The sequence below is a fragment of the Devosia naphthalenivorans genome (genome assembly GCF_003056355.1).
Lineage (GTDB): Bacteria > Pseudomonadota > Alphaproteobacteria > Rhizobiales > Devosiaceae > Devosia > Devosia naphthalenivorans.
The window spans coordinates 24,454-46,451 of record NZ_PYVW01000016.1 but is presented as its reverse complement, the minus strand read 5'-3'; the positions used below and the strand labels follow the sequence as shown (position 1 = coordinate 46,451).

24 protein-coding genes and 1 tRNA gene are annotated in these 21,998 nt (G+C 60.6%); 8 read left to right on the top strand and 17 right to left on the bottom strand.

Going from position 1 to position 21,998, the window contains the following annotated elements; genetic code table 11:
• The first annotated feature begins 21 nt into the window (after positions 1-21).
• Positions 22-1,692, top strand: a complete 1,671-nt coding sequence (bglA, locus tag C8264_RS17490; RefSeq protein ID WP_425430693.1) for a beta-galactosidase BglA — start codon at positions 22-24, stop codon at positions 1,690-1,692.
• Positions 1,693-1,702: 10 nt separating this feature from the next.
• On the opposite strand, the gene C8264_RS17485 is transcribed toward bglA, so the two are convergent.
• The 7 genes from C8264_RS17485 to C8264_RS17455 form a co-directional block, all read right to left on the bottom strand.
• A complete protein-coding gene (locus C8264_RS17485) occupies positions 1,703-3,259 on the bottom strand; it encodes a dipeptide ABC transporter ATP-binding protein (RefSeq protein ID WP_108462273.1) in 1,557 nt (518 codons plus the stop codon).
• Positions 3,246-4,085: an ABC transporter permease gene (locus tag C8264_RS17480; protein ID WP_108462272.1), complete on the bottom strand. Its 840-nt coding sequence runs from the start codon at positions 4,083-4,085 to the stop codon at positions 3,246-3,248. The genes C8264_RS17485 and C8264_RS17480 overlap by 14 nt, the downstream gene beginning before the upstream one ends.
• Positions 4,082-5,035 carry an ABC transporter permease gene (locus C8264_RS17475; RefSeq protein ID WP_108462271.1) on the bottom strand — a complete coding sequence of 318 codons (954 nt, stop codon included), beginning with the start codon at positions 5,033-5,035 and terminating at the stop codon, positions 4,082-4,084. The genes C8264_RS17480 and C8264_RS17475 overlap by 4 nt, the downstream gene beginning before the upstream one ends.
• A gap of 153 nt (positions 5,036-5,188) precedes the next feature.
• The gene (locus C8264_RS17470; RefSeq protein ID WP_108462270.1) at positions 5,189-6,670 is read right to left on the bottom strand and encodes an ABC transporter substrate-binding protein; all 1,482 of its coding nucleotides are present in this window, start codon (positions 6,668-6,670) and stop codon (positions 5,189-5,191) included.
• An 82-nt stretch (positions 6,671-6,752) separates the two neighbouring features.
• Positions 6,753-8,324, bottom strand: coding sequence for an ABC transporter permease (locus tag C8264_RS17465; protein ID WP_162783730.1), 1,572 nt, complete (start codon positions 8,322-8,324; stop codon positions 6,753-6,755).
• A gap of 179 nt (positions 8,325-8,503) precedes the next feature.
• Complete coding sequence (locus tag C8264_RS17460) at positions 8,504-9,550, bottom strand: extracellular solute-binding protein (protein ID WP_108462268.1); 1,047 nt, start codon at positions 9,548-9,550, stop codon at positions 8,504-8,506.
• 201 nt (positions 9,551-9,751) lie between these two features.
• Entirely contained in the window at positions 9,752-12,202 is a 2,451-nt protein-coding gene (locus tag C8264_RS17455; RefSeq protein ID WP_162783729.1) for a sensor histidine kinase, read from the bottom strand.
• 365 nt (positions 12,203-12,567) lie between these two features.
• Here C8264_RS17455 and C8264_RS17450 point away from each other — a divergent pair.
• Positions 12,568-12,644, top strand: a tRNA-His gene (locus tag C8264_RS17450).
• A gap of 1,062 nt (positions 12,645-13,706) precedes the next feature.
• Here the strand turns inward: C8264_RS17450 and C8264_RS17445 are convergent.
• Positions 13,707-14,048, bottom strand: coding sequence for a hypothetical protein (locus C8264_RS17445; protein ID WP_108462266.1), 342 nt, complete (start codon positions 14,046-14,048; stop codon positions 13,707-13,709).
• Positions 14,049-14,240: 192 nt separating this feature from the next.
• Here C8264_RS17445 and C8264_RS17440 point away from each other — a divergent pair, with 192 nt between their 5' ends.
• Entirely contained in the window at positions 14,241-14,612 is a 372-nt protein-coding gene (locus tag C8264_RS17440) for a hypothetical protein (protein ID WP_245893339.1), read from the top strand.
• 209 nt (positions 14,613-14,821) lie between these two features.
• On the opposite strand, the gene C8264_RS17435 is transcribed toward C8264_RS17440, so the two are convergent.
• The 8 genes from C8264_RS17435 to C8264_RS17405 all read right to left on the bottom strand — a co-directional run bounded on the left by C8264_RS17435 (position 14,822) and on the right by C8264_RS17405 (position 17,895).
• Positions 14,822-15,226, bottom strand: a complete 405-nt coding sequence (locus C8264_RS17435; protein WP_108462265.1) for a hypothetical protein — start codon at positions 15,224-15,226, stop codon at positions 14,822-14,824.
• Positions 15,227-15,359: 133 nt separating this feature from the next.
• Positions 15,360-15,572, bottom strand: coding sequence for a hypothetical protein (locus tag C8264_RS17430; protein ID WP_108462264.1), 213 nt, complete (start codon positions 15,570-15,572; stop codon positions 15,360-15,362).
• Entirely contained in the window at positions 15,572-15,907 is a 336-nt protein-coding gene (locus tag C8264_RS17425; RefSeq protein WP_108462263.1) for a hypothetical protein, read from the bottom strand. Before C8264_RS17425 ends, C8264_RS17430 begins: the two co-directional genes overlap by 1 nt.
• The gene (locus C8264_RS17420) at positions 15,904-16,206 is read right to left on the bottom strand and encodes a hypothetical protein (protein ID WP_108462262.1); all 303 of its coding nucleotides are present in this window, start codon (positions 16,204-16,206) and stop codon (positions 15,904-15,906) included. Before C8264_RS17420 ends, C8264_RS17425 begins: the two co-directional genes overlap by 4 nt.
• Positions 16,203-16,658: a hypothetical protein gene (locus C8264_RS17415; protein ID WP_108462261.1), complete on the bottom strand. Its 456-nt coding sequence runs from the start codon at positions 16,656-16,658 to the stop codon at positions 16,203-16,205. The genes C8264_RS17420 and C8264_RS17415 overlap by 4 nt, the downstream gene beginning before the upstream one ends.
• Positions 16,658-17,341: a hypothetical protein gene (locus C8264_RS17410; protein WP_108462260.1), complete on the bottom strand. Its 684-nt coding sequence runs from the start codon at positions 17,339-17,341 to the stop codon at positions 16,658-16,660. The genes C8264_RS17415 and C8264_RS17410 overlap by 1 nt, the downstream gene beginning before the upstream one ends.
• A gap of 63 nt (positions 17,342-17,404) precedes the next feature.
• Complete coding sequence (locus C8264_RS22255; protein WP_162783728.1) at positions 17,405-17,572, bottom strand: hypothetical protein; 168 nt, start codon at positions 17,570-17,572, stop codon at positions 17,405-17,407.
• Positions 17,572-17,895, bottom strand: a complete 324-nt coding sequence (locus tag C8264_RS17405) for a hypothetical protein (RefSeq protein ID WP_108462259.1) — start codon at positions 17,893-17,895, stop codon at positions 17,572-17,574. Before C8264_RS17405 ends, C8264_RS22255 begins: the two co-directional genes overlap by 1 nt.
• Before the next feature lie 88 nt (positions 17,896-17,983).
• On the opposite strand from C8264_RS17405, the gene C8264_RS17400 reads away from it, so the two are divergent.
• From C8264_RS17400 to C8264_RS17370, 4 genes are all read left to right on the top strand, one after another.
• A complete protein-coding gene (locus C8264_RS17400) occupies positions 17,984-18,232 on the top strand; it encodes a helix-turn-helix domain-containing protein (RefSeq protein ID WP_108462258.1) in 249 nt (82 codons plus the stop codon).
• 2 nt (positions 18,233-18,234) lie between these two features.
• On the top strand, positions 18,235-18,558 hold the full coding sequence (locus C8264_RS17395; protein WP_108462257.1) for a hypothetical protein: 324 nt from the start codon (positions 18,235-18,237) through the stop codon (positions 18,556-18,558).
• 1,353 nt (positions 18,559-19,911) lie between these two features.
• Positions 19,912-20,196, top strand: coding sequence for a hypothetical protein (locus C8264_RS17380; protein ID WP_108462254.1), 285 nt, complete (start codon positions 19,912-19,914; stop codon positions 20,194-20,196).
• Positions 20,197-20,868: 672 nt separating this feature from the next.
• Positions 20,869-21,195, top strand: a complete 327-nt coding sequence (locus C8264_RS17370; protein ID WP_205245723.1) for a hypothetical protein — start codon at positions 20,869-20,871, stop codon at positions 21,193-21,195.
• Positions 21,196-21,278: 83 nt separating this feature from the next.
• Here C8264_RS17370 and C8264_RS17365 read toward each other — a convergent pair whose 3' ends face one another.
• Entirely contained in the window at positions 21,279-21,674 is a 396-nt protein-coding gene (locus C8264_RS17365) for a thermonuclease family protein (protein WP_162783727.1), read from the bottom strand.
• Here C8264_RS17365 and C8264_RS22405 point away from each other — a divergent pair.
• Positions 21,667-21,996 carry an excalibur calcium-binding domain-containing protein gene (locus tag C8264_RS22405; protein WP_205245722.1) on the top strand — a complete coding sequence of 110 codons (330 nt, stop codon included), beginning with the start codon at positions 21,667-21,669 and terminating at the stop codon, positions 21,994-21,996. The two genes, C8264_RS17365 and C8264_RS22405, sit on opposite strands and share 8 nt — an antisense overlap.
• Positions 21,997-21,998: the final 2 nt, after the last annotated feature.

The window sequence follows — 21,998 nt, the reverse complement described above, 5'->3', positions numbered from 1 at the left end:
GCCACGCCCAAGGAGAGATCGATGTCCGCTGTGACCATGATGACTGAAATGCGGCCGGACCCGGCAGTCGAACTGGACGAGGATTGGTGGCGCGGCGCGGTCATTTACCAGATTTATCCGCGCTCCTTTCAGGATCAGAACGGCGACGGCATCGGCGATCTGGCAGGCATCACCAGCCGGCTGGACTATGTTGCAGACCTCGGCGTCGACGCCATCTGGCTGTCGCCGGTCTTCACCTCGCCGATGAAGGATTTCGGCTACGACGTTTCCGACTATCGCGGCATCGACCCAAGCTTCGGCACGCTGGAAGACTTCGACAACGTCGTCCGCAAGGCCCACTCCCTGGGCCTCAAGGTCATCATCGACCAGGTGATCTCCCACTCCTCCGACCGCCACGCCTGGTTCTCGGAAAGCCGGCAATCCCGGACCAATGAACGCGCCGACTGGTATGTCTGGGCCGACCCCAAGCCCGATGGCACGCCACCCAACAACTGGCTCTCCATCTTCGGCGGTTCGGCCTGGCATTGGGACAGCCGCCGCATGCAATATTATCTGCACAACTTCCTGGTCTCCCAGCCCGACCTCAACTTCCACAACCCGGCAGTGCAGGACGCGCTGCTGAGCGAAATGCGCTTCTGGTTGGAGCGCGGCGTCGATGGCTTCCGCCTCGACACGGTCAATTTCTATTTCCACTCGCAGGGCCTTGAAGACAACCCGGTGGTCAAGCCGGAAGAGTTCAATGCTTCCACGGCCCCCGCAGTAAATCCCTATAATTTCCAGGAACATATCTACGACAAGTCGCGCCCGGAGAACCTCGAATTCCTCGGGCGTCTGCGCGCCCTGATGGACGAATATCCCGGCCGCACGACAGTCGGCGAAATCGGCGACAGCCAGCACCAGCTTCAGATCATGGCCCAATACACTTCGGGCGACGACCGCCTGCACATGGCCTATACGTTCGACTATCTGGGCGGCGGCTTTTCTGCCGAGCACTTCCGCAAGTCGATCGCCGACACCGAACAAAAAGCGCCCGACGGCTGGATTTGCCTGGCCTTTTCCAACCACGATGTGATGCGCCATGTCAGCCGCTGGGCCTTGCACGGTCAGGAAGCCGCCTTCACCCGCCTGACTGCAATCCTGCTGCTATCCATGCGTGGCTCTGTCTGCCTCTATCAAGGCGAAGAGCTGGGCCTCAAGGAGGCCGAACTATCCTTCGCCGATCTCGTCGACCCCTACGGCATTGAGTTCTGGCCAGAGTTCAAGGGCCGCGATGGCTGCCGCACGCCCATGGTCTGGCAAGCCCATGTTCGCAATGGCGCCTTCTCCACCTCCGAGCGCACCTGGCTTCCCGTTCCCGCCGAACACCTCACTCATGCCGTCGACACCCAGCACGAAGTCGAAGGCTCGGTGCTCGAATTTTACCGGGCCATGCTGCGCTTCCGCCATGCCCATCCGGCGCTGGCCAAGGGCAGCATCAGCCTGCTCGATGCGCCCGACAATGTCCTCGCCTTTATCCGCGAGCACGAGGGCGAGCGCCTGCTCTGCGTCTTCAACATGAGCGAGACTGCCGCCGAATACATCATCCCGCAGGGCATGGCGCCCACCGACGCAGGCTGCCCCGGCGTAACCGCTGCAGCTATCGAGGGCGAACTCGATCTCGAGCCCTTCGGCGCTTACATCGGCGTGCTGTAGAGCGACGACCTCAGGCGATTTCCGGCAGTCGTGCGGTAACCAGTTCCTGAGTTAAACGATGCTGCGGCCGGGCAAAAATCTCGTGCGGCCCGCCTTCTTCCACCATCCGGCCGGCCTCCATCACCAGCACACGATCGGCCATGGCGCGAACCATGTCGAGGTCGTGGCTGATGATGAGGTAGGTCAGCCCAAACTCCGCTTGCAGCCGCGCCAGAAGTGCCAGAACCTCCCCCCGCACCGACACATCAAGGGCCGAAACCGGCTCGTCCAGCACCACCAGCTTGGGCCGCGTCACCAGCGCCCGCGCAATTGCCAGCCGCTGCCGCTGTCCGCCCGAGAACTCGTGCGGATAGCGCGCGAGCATGGATGGCTCTAACCCCACGGCGGCAATCGCCAGTTGTACCCGCTCCCGCAATGTATCGGGCGTCAGTCCCCGCTCCAGCCGCAACGGCTCGCCGAGCGAGCCGGCGATGGTCATCCGGGGGTTGAAGCTGCCGAACGGGTCTTGAAACACCAGTGAAACATCGCGCCGCAGGCTCTTCGGCAGGTCCCGCCCGCGATAGCTCACGCCCTCCAGCCGCACGGCACCCGAGCTTGCCGTATCCAGCCCCACGATGATCTTGGCCAGCGTCGTCTTCCCACACCCGGAGGGCCCCACCAGGGCCAGGCATTCCCCCGCGTGAATAGAAAAGCTGACCCCATCCACCGCACGCAAGGGCTTGTTGCCCCACGGCAGCACCCCGCCTTGCCGATAATCGCGCGTGACCTTTTCGATTTCCACCAGCGTTTCGGCCTTACGGCTTCGCCCCTCCGACCGGGGCTCGAACCGTGACGCCGCAACAAGCTTTCGCGTATAGTCCTGTCCGGGCGCAGCAAAGATTGCCTCGGTCGCCCCGGTCTCCACCAACCGCCCCTTCTGCATCACCGCCACGCGCGTACAGAGCGCCGCCACCGCCTTGAGATCGTGGCTGATGAACAGCAGCGCCATCTGCCGCCGCTCGCAGATTTCCGCGATCAGGTCGAGGATCCTGCGCTGGGTAATCAGGTCTAGCGCCGACGTCGGCTCGTCGGCGATCAGCAAATCGGGCTGCCCGGCCAGCGCCATGGCAATCATCACCCGCTGCCGCTGCCCACCCGAAAGCTGATGCGGGAAGCGCTGGCCGTGCCTGGGCTCAAGTCCGACTTCTTCCAGCAGATGGGGCACGTCCAGCGGTGCACCATCCGAGCGATTGAGCGTGATCGCTTCCTCGATCTGCTCCTCTACGCGCATCAAGGGGTTCAGCGCCGTCATCGGCTCCTGGAACACCATGCCGATGCGTTTGCCACGCAATCTCGCCATGCTGCGCTCATCCTGGGGCAGGGGGGTGCCATCGATCAGGATCGAGCCCTCGGCTATTGCGCCGTCGGGCAACAGGCCGGTGATTGCCATGGCCGTCAGCGTCTTGCCTGAACCGCTCTCGCCCACAATGCCGAAGCGCTCGCCGGCCGCAAGCGCAAAGCTGATTTCGGCAACTGCAGCCCAGGGCCCAAAGCGTACCGCTAGGTTCTTCACCTCAAGAAGCGACATGAGTTTCCCCCTGTCGCAGCCTCGGATCGATCGCATCGCGCAAGCCATCCCCGGCGATATTGAGTGCGATGACGATCAGGACGATGCACAGCCCGGGCACCAGCGTCAGCCAGGGGTGGATCAAGAACACGCCCTGAGCATCGCGCAGCATCAGGCCCAGACTGGTTTCCGGCGGCTGCGTGCCCAGGCCGACATAGCTCAGCCCCGCTTCGGACAATATGCCCAGCGACAGCTGGATCGTCCCCTGCACGATGATAAGGCTCATGATGTTGGGCAGCAGATGCCGATAGGCGATAGCTGCATTGCCTAGCCCCGCCAGCCGCCCCGCCGCCACGAAATCCAGCGTAGCAATGCTAAGCGCGCCACCGCGCGCCACCCGCGCGAACACCGGGATATTGAAGATGCCGATGGCCACGATGGCATTGACCGCCCCCGGTCCGATCAGCGCCGTGATCAGGATGGCGACGACAATGGCCGGAAACGCGAAAACGAAATCCGAGAGCCGCAGCACCAGCCATTCCACTGCGCCGCCCCAGGCAGCCGCGGCAAGCCCAAGGGGAACGCCGATGCCGGCCCCGATCGCAACCGCAATGGCCGCCACCAGAAAGCTCGTATATGTTCCCGCCATCACCAGCGAAGCCATGTCCCGGCCCAGATTGTCCGTGCCCAGCCAATGCTCCGGCGACGGCGGAAGAAAGCGCCGCGCCACCACGATCTGCTCGATCGGATAAGGCGTCCAAACCATCGACAGCAGCCCGATCACGGCAAACAGCAGGGTTCCCGCGAGGCCAATAACAAGGCTTGGATGCGCCAGCACGCGTCTCATGGCGCGCCCCTTTCGCGCAGCCGCGGATCAACCAGCGCATAGGCGATGTCGGTGACCAGCATCGTGGCGGTCACCGCAACGATGAGAATGATCGTCGCCCCGCGCACCAGCACCAGATCGCGCTCGGAGATGGCGGTGAAAATCAGCCGCCCCAGCCCGGGCAGGTAGAACACGTTCTCGACGATGATCGTGCCCGCCACCAGAAACGCGAACTGCAGCCCCAGGATCGTCAGCACCGGCAGCAGCGCGTTGCGCACGCCATGCCGCCAAACCGCTTCGCCCATGGTCAGCCCCTTCGCCCGCGCGGTGCGGATGAAGTCCTGCCCACTCACGTCCACCAGCGCCGTGCGCATCACCCGCGCCAGGATCGAGGCCTGTGGCAGCGCCAGCGCCAGGCTTGGCAGAATCAGACCCCGAAACGCCAGCAATGGGTCCTCATGCCAGGGCGTAAATCCGCCCGGCGGGAGCCAGCGCAGGACCACGGCAAACAGCAGCGTCAGCAACATGCCGAACCAGAAATTAGGAATGGCGACACCGGTCTGCGCCAGTATCATGATGCCGGTATCCACTGCTTTGCCTCGCCGCCGCGCCGCGATGATGCCCAGCGGCAGGCCCACGGCCATCGAGATCACCATGGCAAACAGCGCGAGCGGCAGCGTGACCCCGATACGGTCCCAGATCAGCTTGGCCACCGGCGCCCGCTGCGTATAGCTGGTGCCGAAGTCGCCCTGCAGCATCCCCCAGATCCAGCCGAAGAACCGCTCATGCGCGGGCGCGTCGAGCCCCATCTGGCTCCGCAACTGCGCCAGCTTTTCCGGCGTGGAACTGATACCGAGGATAAATTGCGCCGGATCACCCGGCAGCAGATCGAGCAGGTAAAAGATTACCAGAGCCGCAACAAACAGCGTGGCGGCAAAGCCGATAAAGCGGCGCAGGGCGAAGAGGATCAAATTGAGGGAAGGGGCCGATCGGCCCCCCTCCCATCCTCCCCCCATTGGGGGGAGGGGCCGAATTGTGGCCAGACGGAACCCAGAACTCTACCCGTCCCTCCCCCTCCCAGGGGGAGGCGAGGTGGGGGTCTCACACTCCCGAAATGGCGAATACTACTCCGCCCAGCGGATATCCCGAAGCACCAGTCCCTCGATCGGCGAATTCTGCCACATGCCCGAGAGTTTGGCGTTCCACACGCCGGTCTGGGCCAGTTCGAACAGATAGCCGTTGACCGCGTCTTCGGCGAGGATGGTCTGGGCTTGGATAGCCAGTTCCTTGCGCCGGGCTTCATCTGTGGTGCCATTGAGTTCGGTAACCAGCGCCTGGAATTCGGGGTTGTCGTAGCCGAAGTAGTAGTCGGGGTTGGCATAGTTGCCAATGTCAAACGGCTCGACATGGCTGATGATGGTCAGGTCGAAATCATGATTGGTGTAAACCTCATCCAGCCACTGCGCGAATTCCATGTTGATCAACTCGAGCTTGATCCCGACTTCGGCGAACTGGCTGGCGATGATCTGCCCACTCAGCGTCGCATAAGCCACCGGCGGCAGTTTCAGCGTGGCGCTGAACCCCTCGGGAAAACCGGCTTCCGCCAGCAGGGCCTTGGCCTTTTCCACATCGTGCGGATAGGTGCCCGTCAGATCCACATAATAGGGATTATGCGGCGCGAACGGCGCCCCGATCGGCGTGCCGTAGCCATAGGTGGCACCATCGATAACCTCCTGCCGGTCCAGCGCATGCGCCATTGCCTGCCGCACCTTCAGATTATCGAACGGCGGCTTCCGATTGTTTGTCGACAGGATCGTCTCGCCCTCGGTAGTCCCCACCAGGATGTTGAACTGCGGATTGCCCTCGAACACGCCCAGCGCCTCGGTGGCAAAATTATTGGTGCCATCGATGTCGCCGGCCAGCAGCGCATTAGTCATCGTGGCGGTATCGCCGATGAACACATAGGTTGCCTTGCTCAAATGCACCGGCTCGCCCCAATAGGGCTCATAGGCTTCCAGGACCACCCGGCTACCCTTGTCCCACTGCAGAAAGGCAAACGGCCCCGTGCCGATCGGTTCATTGGCGTTGTTATCAGCGCTTTCCGCCGCCACGATCACCGCATCGCCGCGGCCCAGGTCGAACAGGAACCGGCCAACCACATGGTCGAGCTTCATTTCCACCGTGAGCGGATCGATCACCGTCAGCGAAGTGATGGGGGTAAAGAATTCCTGGTGCGCATTGACGCTATCCGGGGCCAGGATGCGCTCGAAGGTGAACTTCACGTCGTCCGCATCGAACGCGCTGCCGTCATGAAACGTCACGCCCTCTTGCAGCTTGAACGTGTAGGTCAGCTGGTCTTCCGAAATGGTCCATTCACGCGCCAACCCCGGCTGCACTTCGCCATTCTGGTCGATCCGGGTCAGCCCCTCGAAGATGTTCTGGTAGACCACGATATCGATGGCTTCGGCAGCCCCTGCGGTGGGGTCCAGCAGCGGCGGCTCCAGCGCCACTCCGATGCGGACCTCGGTGGACTGCGCCAGCGCCATCCCCGTCATTGCCGACGCCAGCGCTACGGCCAACCCAAGTGACTTGATTGTTCTACCCATCGTATGTCCCCACGCTGCGCGGCTTTGCGCTTTGACTGCATCATATAGGGCAGGGCCACTAACATGACAGCAGCCCCCGCTGTTATACTTTCCTACGATCACCCAGCCGCGTAGCAAGAATGACCGGGATCAGCCCGGCAAGCACGATGCACAATGCGGGCAGCGCTGCCTGCGCAAAAAGTCCCACATTGGCGCGGGCGTAAACCAGCGTCGCCAGCGTATCGATTCCCAGCGGCCGCAGCAAAAGCGTTGCCGGCAATTCCTTGACGATTTCGACGAACACCAGTGTCGCGGCACTCAGGATTGCGGGCGTCAGCGTTGGCAGGTCGATGCGAAACAGCAATTCAAGCCGTTTTGCCCCCAGGACCCGCCCGGCATCCAGCATGGTATCGCCGCGCTTTCGCATCGCCGCGTCGAGCGTCGAATGGCTGACCGCCAGGAACCTGATGGCATAAACATACAGCAGCGCAGCCATCGAGCCGGACAGGATCAGCCCGGGCCGCCAATCGGCCAGCGCCATGGTCATCCGGTTGAACCAGAGATCGGCCTGCCCCAGCGGCTGTAACAATCCCAGCGCCAGCACAGTACCCGGAATGGCGTAGCCAAGGGTTGCCAGCCGGATTGCGCCACGCGCTCCCGCACCGGAGCGATGCGCGACCTTGGCCGCCAACAGCCCGATAATCACCGTGACGATCGCACCTAGTCCCGCCAGCGTCACCGTCGGGATCAAGGCCGCCATCGTCATGGCAACCGTCTGCGGCTGCACCAGCCGAAACGCAAGATAGGTCAATTGCCCCACCGGAATCCCGAAGCCCAGCGCCAACAGGACGGCACATGCGGCAAACGCCAGCCACCGCCGCCCACCCCGTAGCACCTCACGCGCCGGCGGAACGCGGCTATCGCGCCGCCCCAGATAAACCCGATCCCGCCGCGCCCGGTTTTCCGCAATGATCAGCACGGCGATCACCAGCACCACCATGACGGCCAGTTGCGCCGCGCCGCCAAAATCCGACCGATTGATCCAGGTCGAATAGATGATGGCCGTGATCGAATTGACCCCGAAATACTGCACGGCGCCGAGGTCGTTGACTACCTCCATCATGGCGAGTGTCACGCCCACCACCAGCGCCGGTCGTGACAGCGGCAGCGTCACGGTAAAAAACGTGCGCATTCCACCGGCGCCCAGCGTCCGTGCTGCAATGTTGAGCGAGGTCGACTGCATCAGGAAAAACGCTCGGCACGCGACATAGACATAAGGGTAGAGCACGCTCGACAGCACCAGCACCGCGCCCCAGTCGCTGCGGATTTCAGGGAACCAGTACTCTCGCAGGGTCGTAGCGCCATTGAGCCCCCGCAAGGCGGTTTGCACCGGCCCGGGAAAACCCAGGAACTCGACATAGCTGTAGGCTGCAAGATAGGTGGGTACCGCCAATGGCAGCACCAGCGCCCAATCGAAAATGCGGCGCATGGGAAATTCATAATGGGTCACGAGCCAGGCCGCGACCAGGCCCACTGCACCCGTCAGCACACCGACGCTGAGCATCAACATGCCGGTTTCGCGCAGGGCTGTGGGCAGCATGGCCGCACTCAGCCCATTGCTGCCGCCCAGTGCTGCAATCGCCCCCCAGGCCAACCAGATTATGGGCAGGCCCATCAGACCCGCCAGAATGATAGCGGGGCCGAACTGGAACGATATCCCCCCGGCGCTCCGCATCCTCGTATGGTCAAGCGCGGTCAAACAACCACCGATCGTTTCTCAGGGTCCGTCTGGGATTGGAGTTCGCGGCAGCATTTTGCATTGCCACCGCGAACTCACTTCACAGGCGCATCAAACTAGTTCTGCGCACCTTCGTTGAACCGCAGTTCATCCACAAGTGCCGCCGCTTCGTCGCGGTGCGCTGCCACCTCGGTCAACGGCGTCTCCACGGGCTTCAGCGTCCCCCAAGACAGCGTCAGCTCGGCCGGCGAAACGGATGGCACCACCGGAAACTCGTAATTGGTGTCGGCGTAGATCGCCTGCGCTTCATCCGATAACAGGAATGCAATCAGTGCATTGGCGTTTTCCGGGTTCGGTGCGTGCTTTGCAATGAAGCCGCCGGCAACATTGACCTGCGTGCCTTCACCTTCAACATCTGGATAGATGATGCGGGCAGACGCCGCCCATTCCTTTTGCTCGGGTTCGGCGTCGTTGTTGAGCATCGCGCCCATGTAATAGGTATTGGTGATCGACAGATCACAGGTGCCGGCCAGGATGTTCTTGACGCCCTCGCGGTCCCCTCCGGATGGTGGATAAGCCAAATTGTCCCGCACAGCCGTCAGCCAGGTGCGGGTTTCATCAAGACCGTGCGCGGCAATGCGCTGCGCGATGAGGCCGATATTGTATGGATGGTCTCCCGCCCGCGTGCACAGGCGTCCCTTCCATTCTGGTCCGGTAATGTCGTCATAAGTGAGGGCCGTGTCATCCACGCGGTCCTTGGATACGTAGAACACGCGCGCACGCAGCGACAGTGCGGTCCAGTTTCCGTCATCATCCCGGAATGCTTCGGGCACGCGTTCGGCCAGAACGGGCGTGGTGATCGCCTGCGTCAGCCCCTGTTCCTCTGCTCCCACCAGATTGCCGATGTCGACGGTCAGCACCACGTCGGCCGGCGACAATTCACCTTCCGCCGCAACCCGCTCCAGCAGTCCGTCTCCGGCATAGAGCACGTTGGTCTTGATGCCGGTTTCTTCGCCGAACTTGTCCAGCAGCGGCTGCAACAGGCTCTGTTCGCGATAGCTATAGATATTGACTTCGCCGCTTTGGGCAAAAGCCGGTGCAGACATGCCGAAAACGGCAATCGACCCCAAAAGGGCCACGGCAAGGCGAGTGTTCTTGGTCATTTTTGTTCTCCCAAGCGATCCAGAGAGGAAAGATCTCCGCTGCAAGGCCATCTGCATCATGACTATCTTTGTCAATAAATCCTGATGGAGCGAACAAGCACAGTCTGGAACGGTTCAAGACTGGTTTGAACAAGCCTCTGGATTCATTCGGCTCGAAGAATCCGCCGCAGGCTGCGACAAATTGCAGCAGGCACTCTCCAGCTACTCGGCCACGCCACTCGACGCCTGCTTCTCCACGAGGTCGGCCGGAATAAGCAGGGTGAACAGCAATCCGCGTTCACCTGCCGGGTCCACGGACAGGGAGAATGTATTGACTGCCAGAAGCGACCGAGTCAGCGCCAGCCCGACGCTGGAGCGCACCGGCGCCAGCATCTGGCCGTCGCGTCCCATGCCATCACGGAACACGACGAAACGCTCGGCCATGTCCACGGCGTTGTTGGAGCTATCCCGCACATGTATGGATATGCCGCCCTCATCTTCCAGCTTTGCCGATATGATCACAGCGCCACCCGTGGGGCTCTGGTCGATTGCGCTGGCCAGAAGGTTCAGCACCGCCTGCTCCAGCGACGCGCGATCCGCCGTCACCCGGGGCAGGTTCTCGGCAATGGCATTGCGCACGATAACACGGGCGCTGTTGGCCTGTTGCCGGATGCGCGTCACGCAGGACTCCAGCAACGACGTTAGCTCCAGGCTCGAACGCTCGGGCAGATAGCGTCCATCGCGCAGCCGGGCATAGCTGTCCAGCTCATCCACCAGGGCGACGATGTCCTGCCCAGCCGTGGCGATATCTTGCGCGTAGCTTTCGTACGGCTGGTCTTGCTGCCCGCTAAACGCCTGCGAGCGCAGCAGTTCGGCAAACCCGATGATGGTGTTGAGCGGGCGCCGAACCCCACGGCTGATCCGCGCCAAAAGCGCCGGATCGGCTTCAAGTGGACCGCTGAGCCGGGTAGGGACCGCGTCCTGCCCGCGCACGAAACCGAAATAGCCGGTGACGACGCCGGCCTGCCCCTGCGCGAACAACACGATCTCGGCCTTGCCATTGCCCGCATGCAGCCGCAGGAACGGCCGCTCGCTCTCGGCAAACCGCGCCGGCCGCTCCAGGAAATTCTGCAATTCAGTGAGTTCACGAGCCGATATCACAGCCGAAAGCGGCTTGCCTTCCAGCGGTCCAGCGGCCGCCAGCAATGCCACCGCGCGCGGGGTGAGGCCGCTGACGACGCCCGTGCGTGTCGCTTCAAAGAAGCCATCGCCACGCAGTTCGGCCGCACTGCGCGCAAAGGCCCGCACCGCCTCTTCGTGGCCAGTGCGCACTTCCGTGGCGCTCGCCGACAGCATCAGCGCCGGACGCCCTTGCCAGGAGATCGACTGCAGCCGCGCGGTGACGGGCACCAGCGTTCCATCGCGCTGCACCAGATGATTGACCGGTCCGGCTTCCTGCCCCTCCGGTCCCGCAGCGGGAAACACCGCTGCCAGGCCCGCTTTGCGCAGGCTTTCTACCGAATTGTACCCCACCATTTCGGTGATGGCCCGGTTGGCGAACAGCACTTGCTGGTCCCGGAACACCAGAATGCCCAGCGGCAGCCGGTTGAGCACCAGCGTTTCCCCGCCCAGATTGATCAGCGAGCCGCTGCGTGCCGGCTCATTGATGACCACCGGCGGAGGCGGGGGAGCCGCATCCCCCACGCGGTCATTGAGAATGCGCGACAACTCGTCGAAATTGTAGCGCGACACGCGCTCCACCGCTTCCACATCTGCAACTTCGGCCGGAACCTCATCGACAAGGGGCCGCTCCGGTTCCAGGGCAACCGGCTCTTGGGTTTCATCCGCAATTCCGTCGAGCTTTTCCAGCGCAGCAATGTCCGCCTCGGCATCCGTCTCGGCCGGTACGTCCACGACCGGTATCTCCCCGCCCTGGAGGCTGTCGTCTTCCGCCGACAGCGGGCTGAACAGCGTCTCGTCATTGGTGAACCGGTCCATCAGCCGGCTCAGCCTGCTGCCACCGGCCTCTTCGCTAGCAACTTGGTCCGGCTCCTCCACCGGTTCATCAGAGCGCAAGTCTTCGTCCGGTGCGGCCACAATTTCGAACGGCGGCACAGGATCGCCCTCTGCCTCGCGCCAGTTCTGCAACTCACGCTCATAGGCGCTCGTGTCAGTTTCCGCCGATGGCGCAATCTCTTCCGCAACTGCCTCGGCCGGTTCCTCGACCGCGGGCTTGGATTGCTGCCCGACTTCCTCAGGCGCGGCAAATTCCTCTACCGGCGCTTCGACAACCGGCTCCGGCTCGGCCACGGATACCGGCCCACGCAAATCGGCAGCCGCCTGCAAAATATCGGCGTCGATTGGATCGACGCCCACGATCAACAGCGCGGTCTGCCCATCCTGCCAGGCCAGTGGGGTTGTCGCGCAGGTGCTCGATGCCGGCTTTTCCCCGGCCAGGAACTGGATGCGGGCAAGGCTGGTCCGTCCAATCGATCCAAGCCGGATATTGCGCGCCACCTGCCCCTTGATCGGAACGGCGGGCGCTGCGAGCTTCAAACCGTGCTTCTTGAGCTTGGCCAGAAATAGCTCCGCAGCCGAATTGTGCCACAGCAGCGTCTGGCCATCCTGGGACCACAGCCAGGCCGGGCGCGAATCCGTTTCGTGCTGTTGCACGCGTCGGGCGCTCGGCGATGTGATCCAGTCACCAACCATCGAAAACTCATTTACTCCGTCGAAGGCGGCATCATGGCGTGCCAATCCGGCACAATTGTCCCCGGGACCTTAAGATTTCTTCAATACCCTGTGCAGCGCTGGGGGTCCAGCATCCCCAGTGTTTGCGGGGTGTCCTTGTCGCCGCATGGTTAAACCCCAACCGATAAGGAATCCTCAAGCTTGCCTCGCTGGCACGAAATCCCCCACTCCCGATGCTCCACGTCACTCTTCCACAGGCACGAAATCGGTGCTTGTCATCGCCGGATTCTCGCCCTATGTTCCGCCCGCTTTCGGGACGAGCTTGATGCCTCCCCAAACGCCCATGTGCCGCCTTAGCTCAGTTGGTTAGAGCGCTAGATTGTGGATCTAGAGGTCCTCGGTTCGATCCCGAGAGGTGGTACCACTCTTTCGTGTTGATAATGCTCGTGTTTCGGATTTTACCCCGGCAGGGGTGAACTTTCCGTTGCTGTCGGGTCGCCACCGGGTCGCCACGGCCAAGAGAAATGCGCTGCAACAATACTTGGCCAAGCAGCAACCGGAATTTGGTTGTGAGCATAATTATCCGGCCTTCTCTTTTCATCGTCCCTCACACCTGCTTCATGCAGGTGCCCGCTTGGCAAGGTGTGGCCATGACGGCCATGCCTTGCGTTCATGCGCAGGGTGTTGGCACGATGTACCCATTGGGTAGGTAACGTTCTGCTACTAACGGCGGCCCCAAGATGAACCTGGCGCATCCTTGGTCGGCTCGGTAGGGACGCGAACGGTCCAATCCTGCAGGAACTGTATCTGAACATTCTGGAGCTGTGGGAAGTGTAATCCAGAACGTGAGGGGGTTAGTTTCAATTCCCCTGATACCTGGGCTCGGCATTGATCGTTCACGTGACGGTCGTTTTGGTCCGCCCCTTTCGCCCAAAGCCTTGAGTTAAACTCGGGTGTATTCTGAAATAGGTAGTACTGGCGAGCATCATAGCACCGTTCCCGGAGTTCTTGAGTGCGTTCCCGTGGCCAGCTATTGGTGCCGAAATCCAAGTAAATTGTCTTTTGGTAATCATCCACGCAGCCGATGGGCGCATCCCAATGTCCCCCGCCTCGCTCACGCACCCCGACGATGCACTCGACTGAAACCGAACGGTCAACATGCTTCTGAACCCACTCAACGTCTCTCATCCTTGGCGGACTGCATCGGTGGGCCAAATGCGCCTTTACACACATGCTTTCGATTGATCTTGGAATGTCATAGAGCCGGTAAGGGTCCAGGGTTATTGGCCCTTCTTGTGCAAAGGCAGTGCCCGCAAAAGCAAATAGCCAAAACGCGCAAAGTCGAAATGCAGAACTCATCCGAATCCTCATAGCAAACTGCCCGTGTATGCCCTTGTACAACTCTGCGCGAAGGGTGTCGCTAGACTGTGCAGACGACCGCATGTCTTACTTCGTGCATGAGTCCTAGTCATGTCCGCAGCAGGACTCACGGGGTCTCCATAAGTATGAAGGCATGTTCCGAGCCATTGGGGCCAACACGGTCCCAAGCGTTCTTGCACGCTACTTCCGCGCCATTGGAGATTTCGTCTTCCATGAAGCGCGTTAGACCAGCGAGGTATTCCATCTTCAAGTCGCCCTCACGCAGCTTCACGCCATTGATCCGCGCGAGCTTTTCTTCGGTTTGCAAGTGGATCATCATGCCGTCGCACCAGCCCTGTGCTTGCATTGCGTATCCGAAAGAGCGAGCCACAAGGATCTGCTGGTCAGTTTGCCCATGAGCCACGGCCGGCACGACCAACAACAAAGCGGCGATAATTAACGAGCGCATCTTACTCTCCAATCGGGCAAAAGCGTGGAGACCATACCACGCGATAGGGTAGGCGAAACAGGAGTCAGAATGGTTGGCAGCTATAGTTTCACTGCGTTGGCCGCGTGCAGGAACATTAACAATACGTAAATATCTACCTTGTCGAACTACAGCAGCCCTGCTTAGTTGCGCGCACTAATTGGGGGACTTCAATTGCTTAAAAAGATTGCAATCGCGCTCGCCGCGACATCGATGCTGGTTGCCTGCGCAACGCCGCCAAAGGACATTGCACCAACTTACGTGTCTACCGGCCTATATGAAAACCTCAGCTGCCCACAGCTTCGCAATGAAGCGCAGGCGGTTTCCAACCGGGCGGCTGCCGCCTTTGGCCAGCAGGACAAGAACCGCAGCCAAGACGCTGCTATGACCGGTGTTGCGCTGGTCCTGTTCTGGCCCGCAGCATTCTTTATGAAGGGCGACGGCGCGGCAGCAGCAGAAGTGGGGCGTATGAAAGGTGAAATGCAGGCCATTGAGCAGGTGAATCGCATCAAGAACTGCGGAATCCAGTTCGCTCCGATATCGTAGCCGCCTTTATCCCATTGCCGCGCGCCGTGCCCCAGCAGGCAGCGCGGCAGGAGAGGCCCACGTGCTCAGCAAGAGCGCTGGGCCTTTCGCGTTTCCCTCGGTACTATTCTTCCCCAAACCTGAGCTCCGCCGAAATTGCTGGACCCAATCAAAGACGCAGTATGTCACTGCTTGTCCAAGTAGGCTTAACCACACCCTACCGGGTATGCCTACAGGCACACCGGCCAATACAGGTCGCCGTCCACAATTAGGAAATGGTCGTAAACTCCCTGGCCTTCTGGCAGGTCATAGAACGTATAGGTGAGGGTTTCGTCGGTGGCTCTGTCCTTATTGAGCGCAGCGCGCGACCGAATGCCGGTGCCTCCGCTTATGGTGTCGTAGATGGTGCTGTCGCCGTTGATGGTGCGCTCCATTTCCATCATGCCAAAGAAGCGCACGGTTGCCGCATTCCCCTCCTCGACGGGTAGCACTTGATTCCACCCAACGGCGTTGTCCACGTCCTGACGGTAGAGGCTTTCGCCTTCTGGGCATGCTGGTTCCTGCGCGAACGCTGGAATGCTCATCGCCGCTAGCACCGCACCGGCAAGCAGCAGCCTTTGATTGATCAATTTCATGTCGAATTCGCCTCTCCTAGGACCGGCTCGCGAAAAGCCGGAAACAAAGCATTTATAGCAGGTGAAAGCCTCAGTTAGCATCGCCAGCCAGGTCCTTCTCTGTGCGCGCCACGTTGATGCGTCGGCGCTGGGTCTAGTGCCTATCCATATCCTCCGCTGCGTTTTCTCGCGTCTGCAATTGGGGTGCGCCGTTTCGGTGCCGGATAATCTCGGCCAATAGGCGGCTATTCTCCCGCTCTGCTGCGTCGGCGCGTTGGGCCTGGGCACCGAGGGCCCGTTCGACCTTCTGCAACTTGTTGAGCAGGTCCCTCTTGGTGAGGGCACGGCATTGCTCTTGCAGCTTCATCACGCAATCCTCTCATCCAGCAGGCCGGACACGAGCTGGCGCAATATGGCTTCCTCGCCATCTGAGGGATTGTAATAGGACTCACCATCGAGCAAGCGCGCGGACCAGTCGAACGCATAGGCTTTGACCCGCAGGTCAGCAATGGAGGACGCTGGCAGCGCGGCAATCTGATCTAGGACGTGCCAGCAGGCGGTTGCGGCATCATTCCATGCCGTTTCTAGCGCCCTATCATTCGGGTCGGCGTTGTTGCGGGCGCTGGCTGCTCGCCTTTGCCCGTCGAGCCGGTCCAGCTCGACACGCAATTCAGCCAGGGTGGGGACAAGGATAGGGCTCATTTGCGGGCCTTCCGGCGGGCGTCGGAGTGTGTGTTGATGATGGACAAGGTGGCCTCGTCCTGATCGTTGATTTCAAGGTCGAGGGTGTTGGCGTGGCCCATTCCAGCGGTCCATCCGAGCCACGGTTCGGCATCGCCGTTCGCCTCCAGGTCGCAATCACCGTCCATTGCATCGAGAGCGTCGATCAGATTGGACAGGATGGCTGCATGGCGGTCGATGCGCTCGGCGAGAGCCTTGCGCCAGTCGGATGGATCGAGGCCGCTGGGGCATCCGTGCGGACGCAAGAATGGGACATTCATTTCGCCCACCCTCTCTTGAAGTCCGCCGCAGGGAACAGTCCACCCATGTGGTCATTCCAGGAAACGCTTTGGTCCAGATCCGAGATGGCACTTATTTGTAGACGCAGCCGTTGGCGTTGATTCGGCTGGGCGGCGGATGGCGTCCACACGTGCCAAGCTTCGATGGTGGGATCAGCGTGTTCAGCTTCCGACATCAGCCGGCGGGTGAGTTCTTCGCGGCGGATACGCCCTGTGCCAGGGCCAATCAGGCGAAAGTTCATGTCCTGATCGCGGTCGCCGCTGTGAACGGTGACTTCCATGGCATGCGGGATATCGTGCATGGCTTCGGCCAGCTTGTGGGCGTAGTGCTCGGCGCGTTCCAAAGGGTTGCTGAACATATCGGCAGCAGCGACTGGAGCGGCAGCGGCAACACCGATCAGGGGCAGGCGAGCGAGAAGTTGGCGGCGGTCCATTATGCCACCTCGCCCAAGCGGTTGATCAGGGCGATGGTGAACTCATCGTCACCGTACCAGCTTTCCATGAAGGGCACGAACCCGCCGATATACCCCTCCTTGGCCTCTGCCTCAGCCGCGTCCTTGGGGCGATACAGCAGTAGGTCGATACGGGTCTGCACCTCGACTGCTGCCGCTGCATCACGAACGGCCTCGACCTCGTACAATCCGGCTTGGCGCTCCAGTTCCGCTCGCCCTGCTAGTGCCTTCTCCAGCAGTTCGAATGCTCTTTTTTCGGACGCGTCGAGTTCAGCACGCAGTTGAGCGACATACCCAGGAGCCATCCGCTCCGACCATGGGCAGCAATGAATTCTGCGCAGTTCGGCATGACGATTGATGATGGATTGCCGAACGTCCGATTGATCGTAGAGGCTGAGATCCCGCATTTCGGCGGGGCTTCCATCAGGGTAAACCGTGATTGGCGCCAAGATGCTGGGCAACTGCTTGATCTGGTTCTCGACATCGAACACAGCGCAACAAGCATCTTCCTGAGCCTCATATGCCTGCCGGTGCGCTTCGATCAGCGCGCCCAGGGTAGGCGTCACATCCATTGCTCGCACTGCTGCAGGCGCCACTGTCAGGGCGAGAACCGCGGGGGATGCAATCAGCAGTGCACGGCGGGTGATTTCGTGATTTTCAGACATAGCTTCGCCTTTCTCCGTCTAGGGAGTTGTGGGTTAATCTGTGCTTAGGTGAGACTCGCGCTGCTACTCGGGGGCGAGCGCTTCCAGCTTTGAAAGGACGCGCACGATGTTATCGCGGTGGATGGTCACGTCCTGATCGGCATACATCAGGAGCAGTGTTAGTTCGGCGCGGGCCTCGATCAGCGCCAACGGCGGCGGCGGGCGGGCGGTGATAGCGGTAGCGGTGTTCATCATGCCGCTCCCGAGTGCAGGGCCGCGAGTTGGGCGCTAAGGGTGGCGCGCTGCGTCCAGTTGATGAAGTCGGAAGCCAATTCCATGTCGCGGAGTTCGGTGCGGATGGCTTCGGCCCGGACAGGATCGGCGCAGGCCTTGGCGACCGGCTGGGGAGCGGGCTTGCGGGCCGTAACTTCCTTGGCGACTGCCCAGGCCATGCGGAGGCAGTAACCGAAGTGCTGGCGGTTGAATGCTTCGCCCCGGCGAACGCCCCAACCCATCTTCACATCGCGACGGTAGTCGGCCCAGGCTTTGGTGAGGATTTCGGAGCGATTGAGCATTTCGTTTGCCCTCCTTTGGGGTACCCTGTATCTATATCGGTACAGCATCGTTGTCAATACGGTGTATTGAAATATATACGAGGTACCCATGACACCTGCTCAGGCAAGAGCTGCAAGGGCTTTGCTCAAGCTCGGCGTTCGCGAAGTTGCAGAACTGGCGAAGGTAACGCCCAACACCGTCAGCCGCATTGAGCAGGACGATCAGGGGCCGCGTGGCGCGCAGCCTGTGACCATCGAAGCGATACGGCGAGTCTATGAGTCGGCCGGTGTGGAATTCATCCCTGAGAATGGCGGCGGGGCGGGTGTGCGGCTGGCAAAGCCCCGCGAAGCGAGTTGACGATGCACAACCAAGACGCTGTCGAAGCCCTCCGTATGCAGCTCAGAGCTATGAAGGAGCTGGGGGCGGGTCAGCCGGAAATTGATGCTGCTACTGCGCGGAACGTGTTGCACGAGGATCTTGGGTACTTTCGATCCAAGTCAGCTGATTACTCACTTGATCAAGATACCCGCGATAAGTTGCTGGCCCATGCCCGGCAGGACGCAGCCCATGCCGTGTACGCTGCAAGCACGGCCGCGCGGGGCGTCCGCCAATTGCGGCTTATCATTTTGGGCTTGCTGCTGCCGATTTTATTGGGCCTGGCTTGGCTCATAGTTAGAGGGTAAATCGCCACGTCGCCACAACATCACAGTCGGGCGCTCGACCTTAGCCGGCCGAGCACTTCATGCAGTTGAGCAAGGTGCGGCCAGCTTTGTCACCGCTGCCCCGAAAATATCTTGCACGTCAGCACGCCCCAGCGAGGATCCCATAGCCCTTGATCGCCTAATACGACAACTTCAGTGTCGTTCGTGTTGGCTATCCTGATGGCAGCCATAAATGCGGTGTCTTTATCAGACACGCACCTGTCCACGTGGCGGCAAACGGACTTGGGTGAGTCCCCTATCAACGGGCCTGTCACCTCCCCTTGAGGGTAGTCCTCATCGAGGAAGAGGCGCAGAGCTACAGCTGTAGGATCTGGTTCGATTACAAATCGAAATTGGCAAGACATAGGCTCTCTCCCGCAGTATGGGAGTAAACCTCTTTGGATCGGGTTCGGACGCTTTGCCGCAGGCCGAAACGTGTCGCATGGTTAACGAAGCCATAACGCTCATCATCGAATGGCCCTATCGGAAGTTTAGGTACCCGAGCAGACAGATTGTCGCGGCAAGTACGCCCCAACTCAGGTATGAGGCCCATCTTGCAACGCGCAAGACACCAGGTCGCCGCTCTCCAATGTACACTACTGGCGCCCAGCGAACGGCGAAGGCTGTGGTGACGAAAAAAGACCCCATAATTGCAGCGGGCCATCCTCCATACATCAGTCCCAGGGCAACAGCGCAGAACAGGTAAATCGGCAAATTGAGCCAGCTTCCCATGTAGGCGATAAGGACGCAGAAACCACATACGAATGCCGCCAAGATCAATACGTTGAAAGCGCCTTGGTCGGCTATGTAGCCCGCCTTTCCCAATACATTGAGCAAACAGAAGGCTGCGACCATAGAGACTGCGAAGGCCCAGAGCGCGGCCCCTGTGGTCTCGCTGCCACCACGTTTAGGGGAAAAACCGCCCGTTTTGGTCTCTGTGGATTTGGGGCCCCCATCAGCCACCCACGTGCGATACTCGCCATAGGGCGTGCCAGGAGTGCGATTGTAGAAGTCGTGCATGTCACGGTCACTTGGCATCTGCTTCCTCAACTGCCTGGCAGCGGCAGATCCCGACGAACCAGGAAGCCGATGCGTTAGCGCAGCGGGCCCTTCGGCTGACTATTACTCGGCGCGCCGCCGAAATCATGATGATAAAGAGGGCGAGTGCAACTACACCCTATGGTCTATCCCCCCGCGCCGATGGGGGTGTCTCTGATGCAGCCAGAGTGGCGGTCGCATTGACGCTTTGCCCCGGAAGCAATTGCGACAAGCAGGGACTCAACTATATGCTCGCCATTCACCGGGGAATTGAAGGCGAGGCACCTAGGGTAGCGCATGACGAACAGGGCAATTGATCCGACCGAAACGGAAAACCCCGAGATTGAATATTCTGTCCACAGCGGGCCTCACTCGCACAATGGCGTTGAGGTGGAAGTCAGCATCTTCCGCCTTGCCGGGACCAATGACGAATGGACTTTGGAGGTCGAAAACCGGTTGGGCGGTTCCACTATTTGGGAGGACACGTTCCCTAGCGATGGCGCCGCCTACAGCGAATTCATTGCCACTTTAGCTAAGGACGGCATCGAGCAGTTCGAGTTCGATGACCCGATAGTGCACTAGCGACAACCGATGGCCCTTGCCCGCAAGCCCAAACGCCCGAAGCGTGCCCCTCGCGCGCGCAATCCTGAAGACCCAAGAGAGAAAGCCTGCCGCGAGCGCTGTAAGGCCTATGCGATACCGCCAGACGCCACATACGAGGGTCGCCCTATGTGGACAAGATTTCTGGATGAGGTTGAGATGGCGCTCAAGGCTGCTGAGTTGAAAGGCGAGCCGCTGAGCCCGAGGCGTTGAGACTAGAACATCTGCGTACATGTGGAGAACTCACTCCCGAGGCCGTCGCCATACTCAAGAGCCTGGTCAACAGCCCCCATGCCGTTGAGGATAGCCTCATCCTCCAAATGCTAATGGCAGACCGCTTGGTGATGGGGTCACCGGCAAAGGTACATGCCACGAACACCGGCTTGTCGCTCTTGGCGAAGTACCAAACTGCTACTTTGAGCTAAGCCGATAGAGCAGGTTGCCCGCAGATTCCGATTCAGCCCTGATGGTTTATGCCGTGCATTGCGCCGGAGGCAATACGGCAGGAGAGGCACGGCTCGCCCGCTGTGTCTCTCCATTTCATCAGTGTGACGGCGGGCTATCGTCTGCAAATCGTACGGCGCTACCGAGCCGCGCGGATTGACTTGTAAGAAGAATAGCCAGCAATGTCCTTCCCTGTCCTGGGAGGGATTCATGCTTCGACTTGCTGCCGCAACTCTAGCCATTGTCGCCTTTACTTCTGCCGCTGATGCACAACAGTTCGGATTTGGGCAGAAGCCCATCATTGTTTCGCCAGACGGCACATACCTGGGTGAATTTAGCTCCGACCAGTATGCCCCAGATTCGATTTCGAACCCCTATGGGCGCTACGGCAGTGAATACAGCCCCGATTCTGTGAACAACCCCTACGGGAAGTATGGCAGTGAGTATTCGCCCTACTCGGCTAGCAATCCCTATGCAACAGAGCCCCCAAAGCTCGTGCAGCCCTGCTACTTCTCGTGCCCGACGCTGGGGCAGTAGGATCGCGTAGAAGTCCAAGTTCTCATCCGCAACCGGTTCATTTCCGATGTAACTAAATAACAGCCGGGTGCAGCTGACTGCCTTTAGCTGCACCACCACTCCTTTCCAGCTGGCCATCGCCGCGCCAGCCGCTCCTCAACGAGGATATCCCCCACGTCCCGCCCATTGATGCGTATTGTTGCCAAACGGCGCTTGCTGCTGGTGCTATCCAGCCCGAAGCGCTCGATGGTCCAGTCATTGGAATTGAGCAGCACCAGCATGCGCGCGCTCGCCTGATGCGCTAACTCAACTTCGGCGTCGCCACCGCAGATGGAACTCTGCGGTTCGGGGGTGTCGAAGTCCTTGAGCCTGATGTTCTCACCATAAAGCCAGAGGGTATCCCCATCGACCAAGCAGGTTTTGTCTGCCGTGTTGCGTCGATTTCCGCACATGTCCAGACTGGGTGTGCCTGCAAGTGCTGGCAGCACCGATATGGCCAAGATGAACAAGATTCCGGCGGCGGTTGACGTGCGAACGAGGGAGCGCGCCGCATTGTGGGGTTTATTCGAAATCATTGACTCAGACTATCGTGGCTGCGAGCTTTGCATAGGGGAAGCATCAATGAAAACGAACCGGGTTTTACTTGCGGCTGCATTGGTAGGGCTTTCGCTCGCCAGCGTGTCGCCCGCGCTGGCAGATATGGATTGCAAGGACTTCGGTTTACAGCGAGAAGCCCAAGCGTATTTTGAGGCTCATGGGCCTGGGGACCCTGATCGGCTGGACCGGGACAATGACGGGATCGCCTGCGAAAGTCTGGACTAACA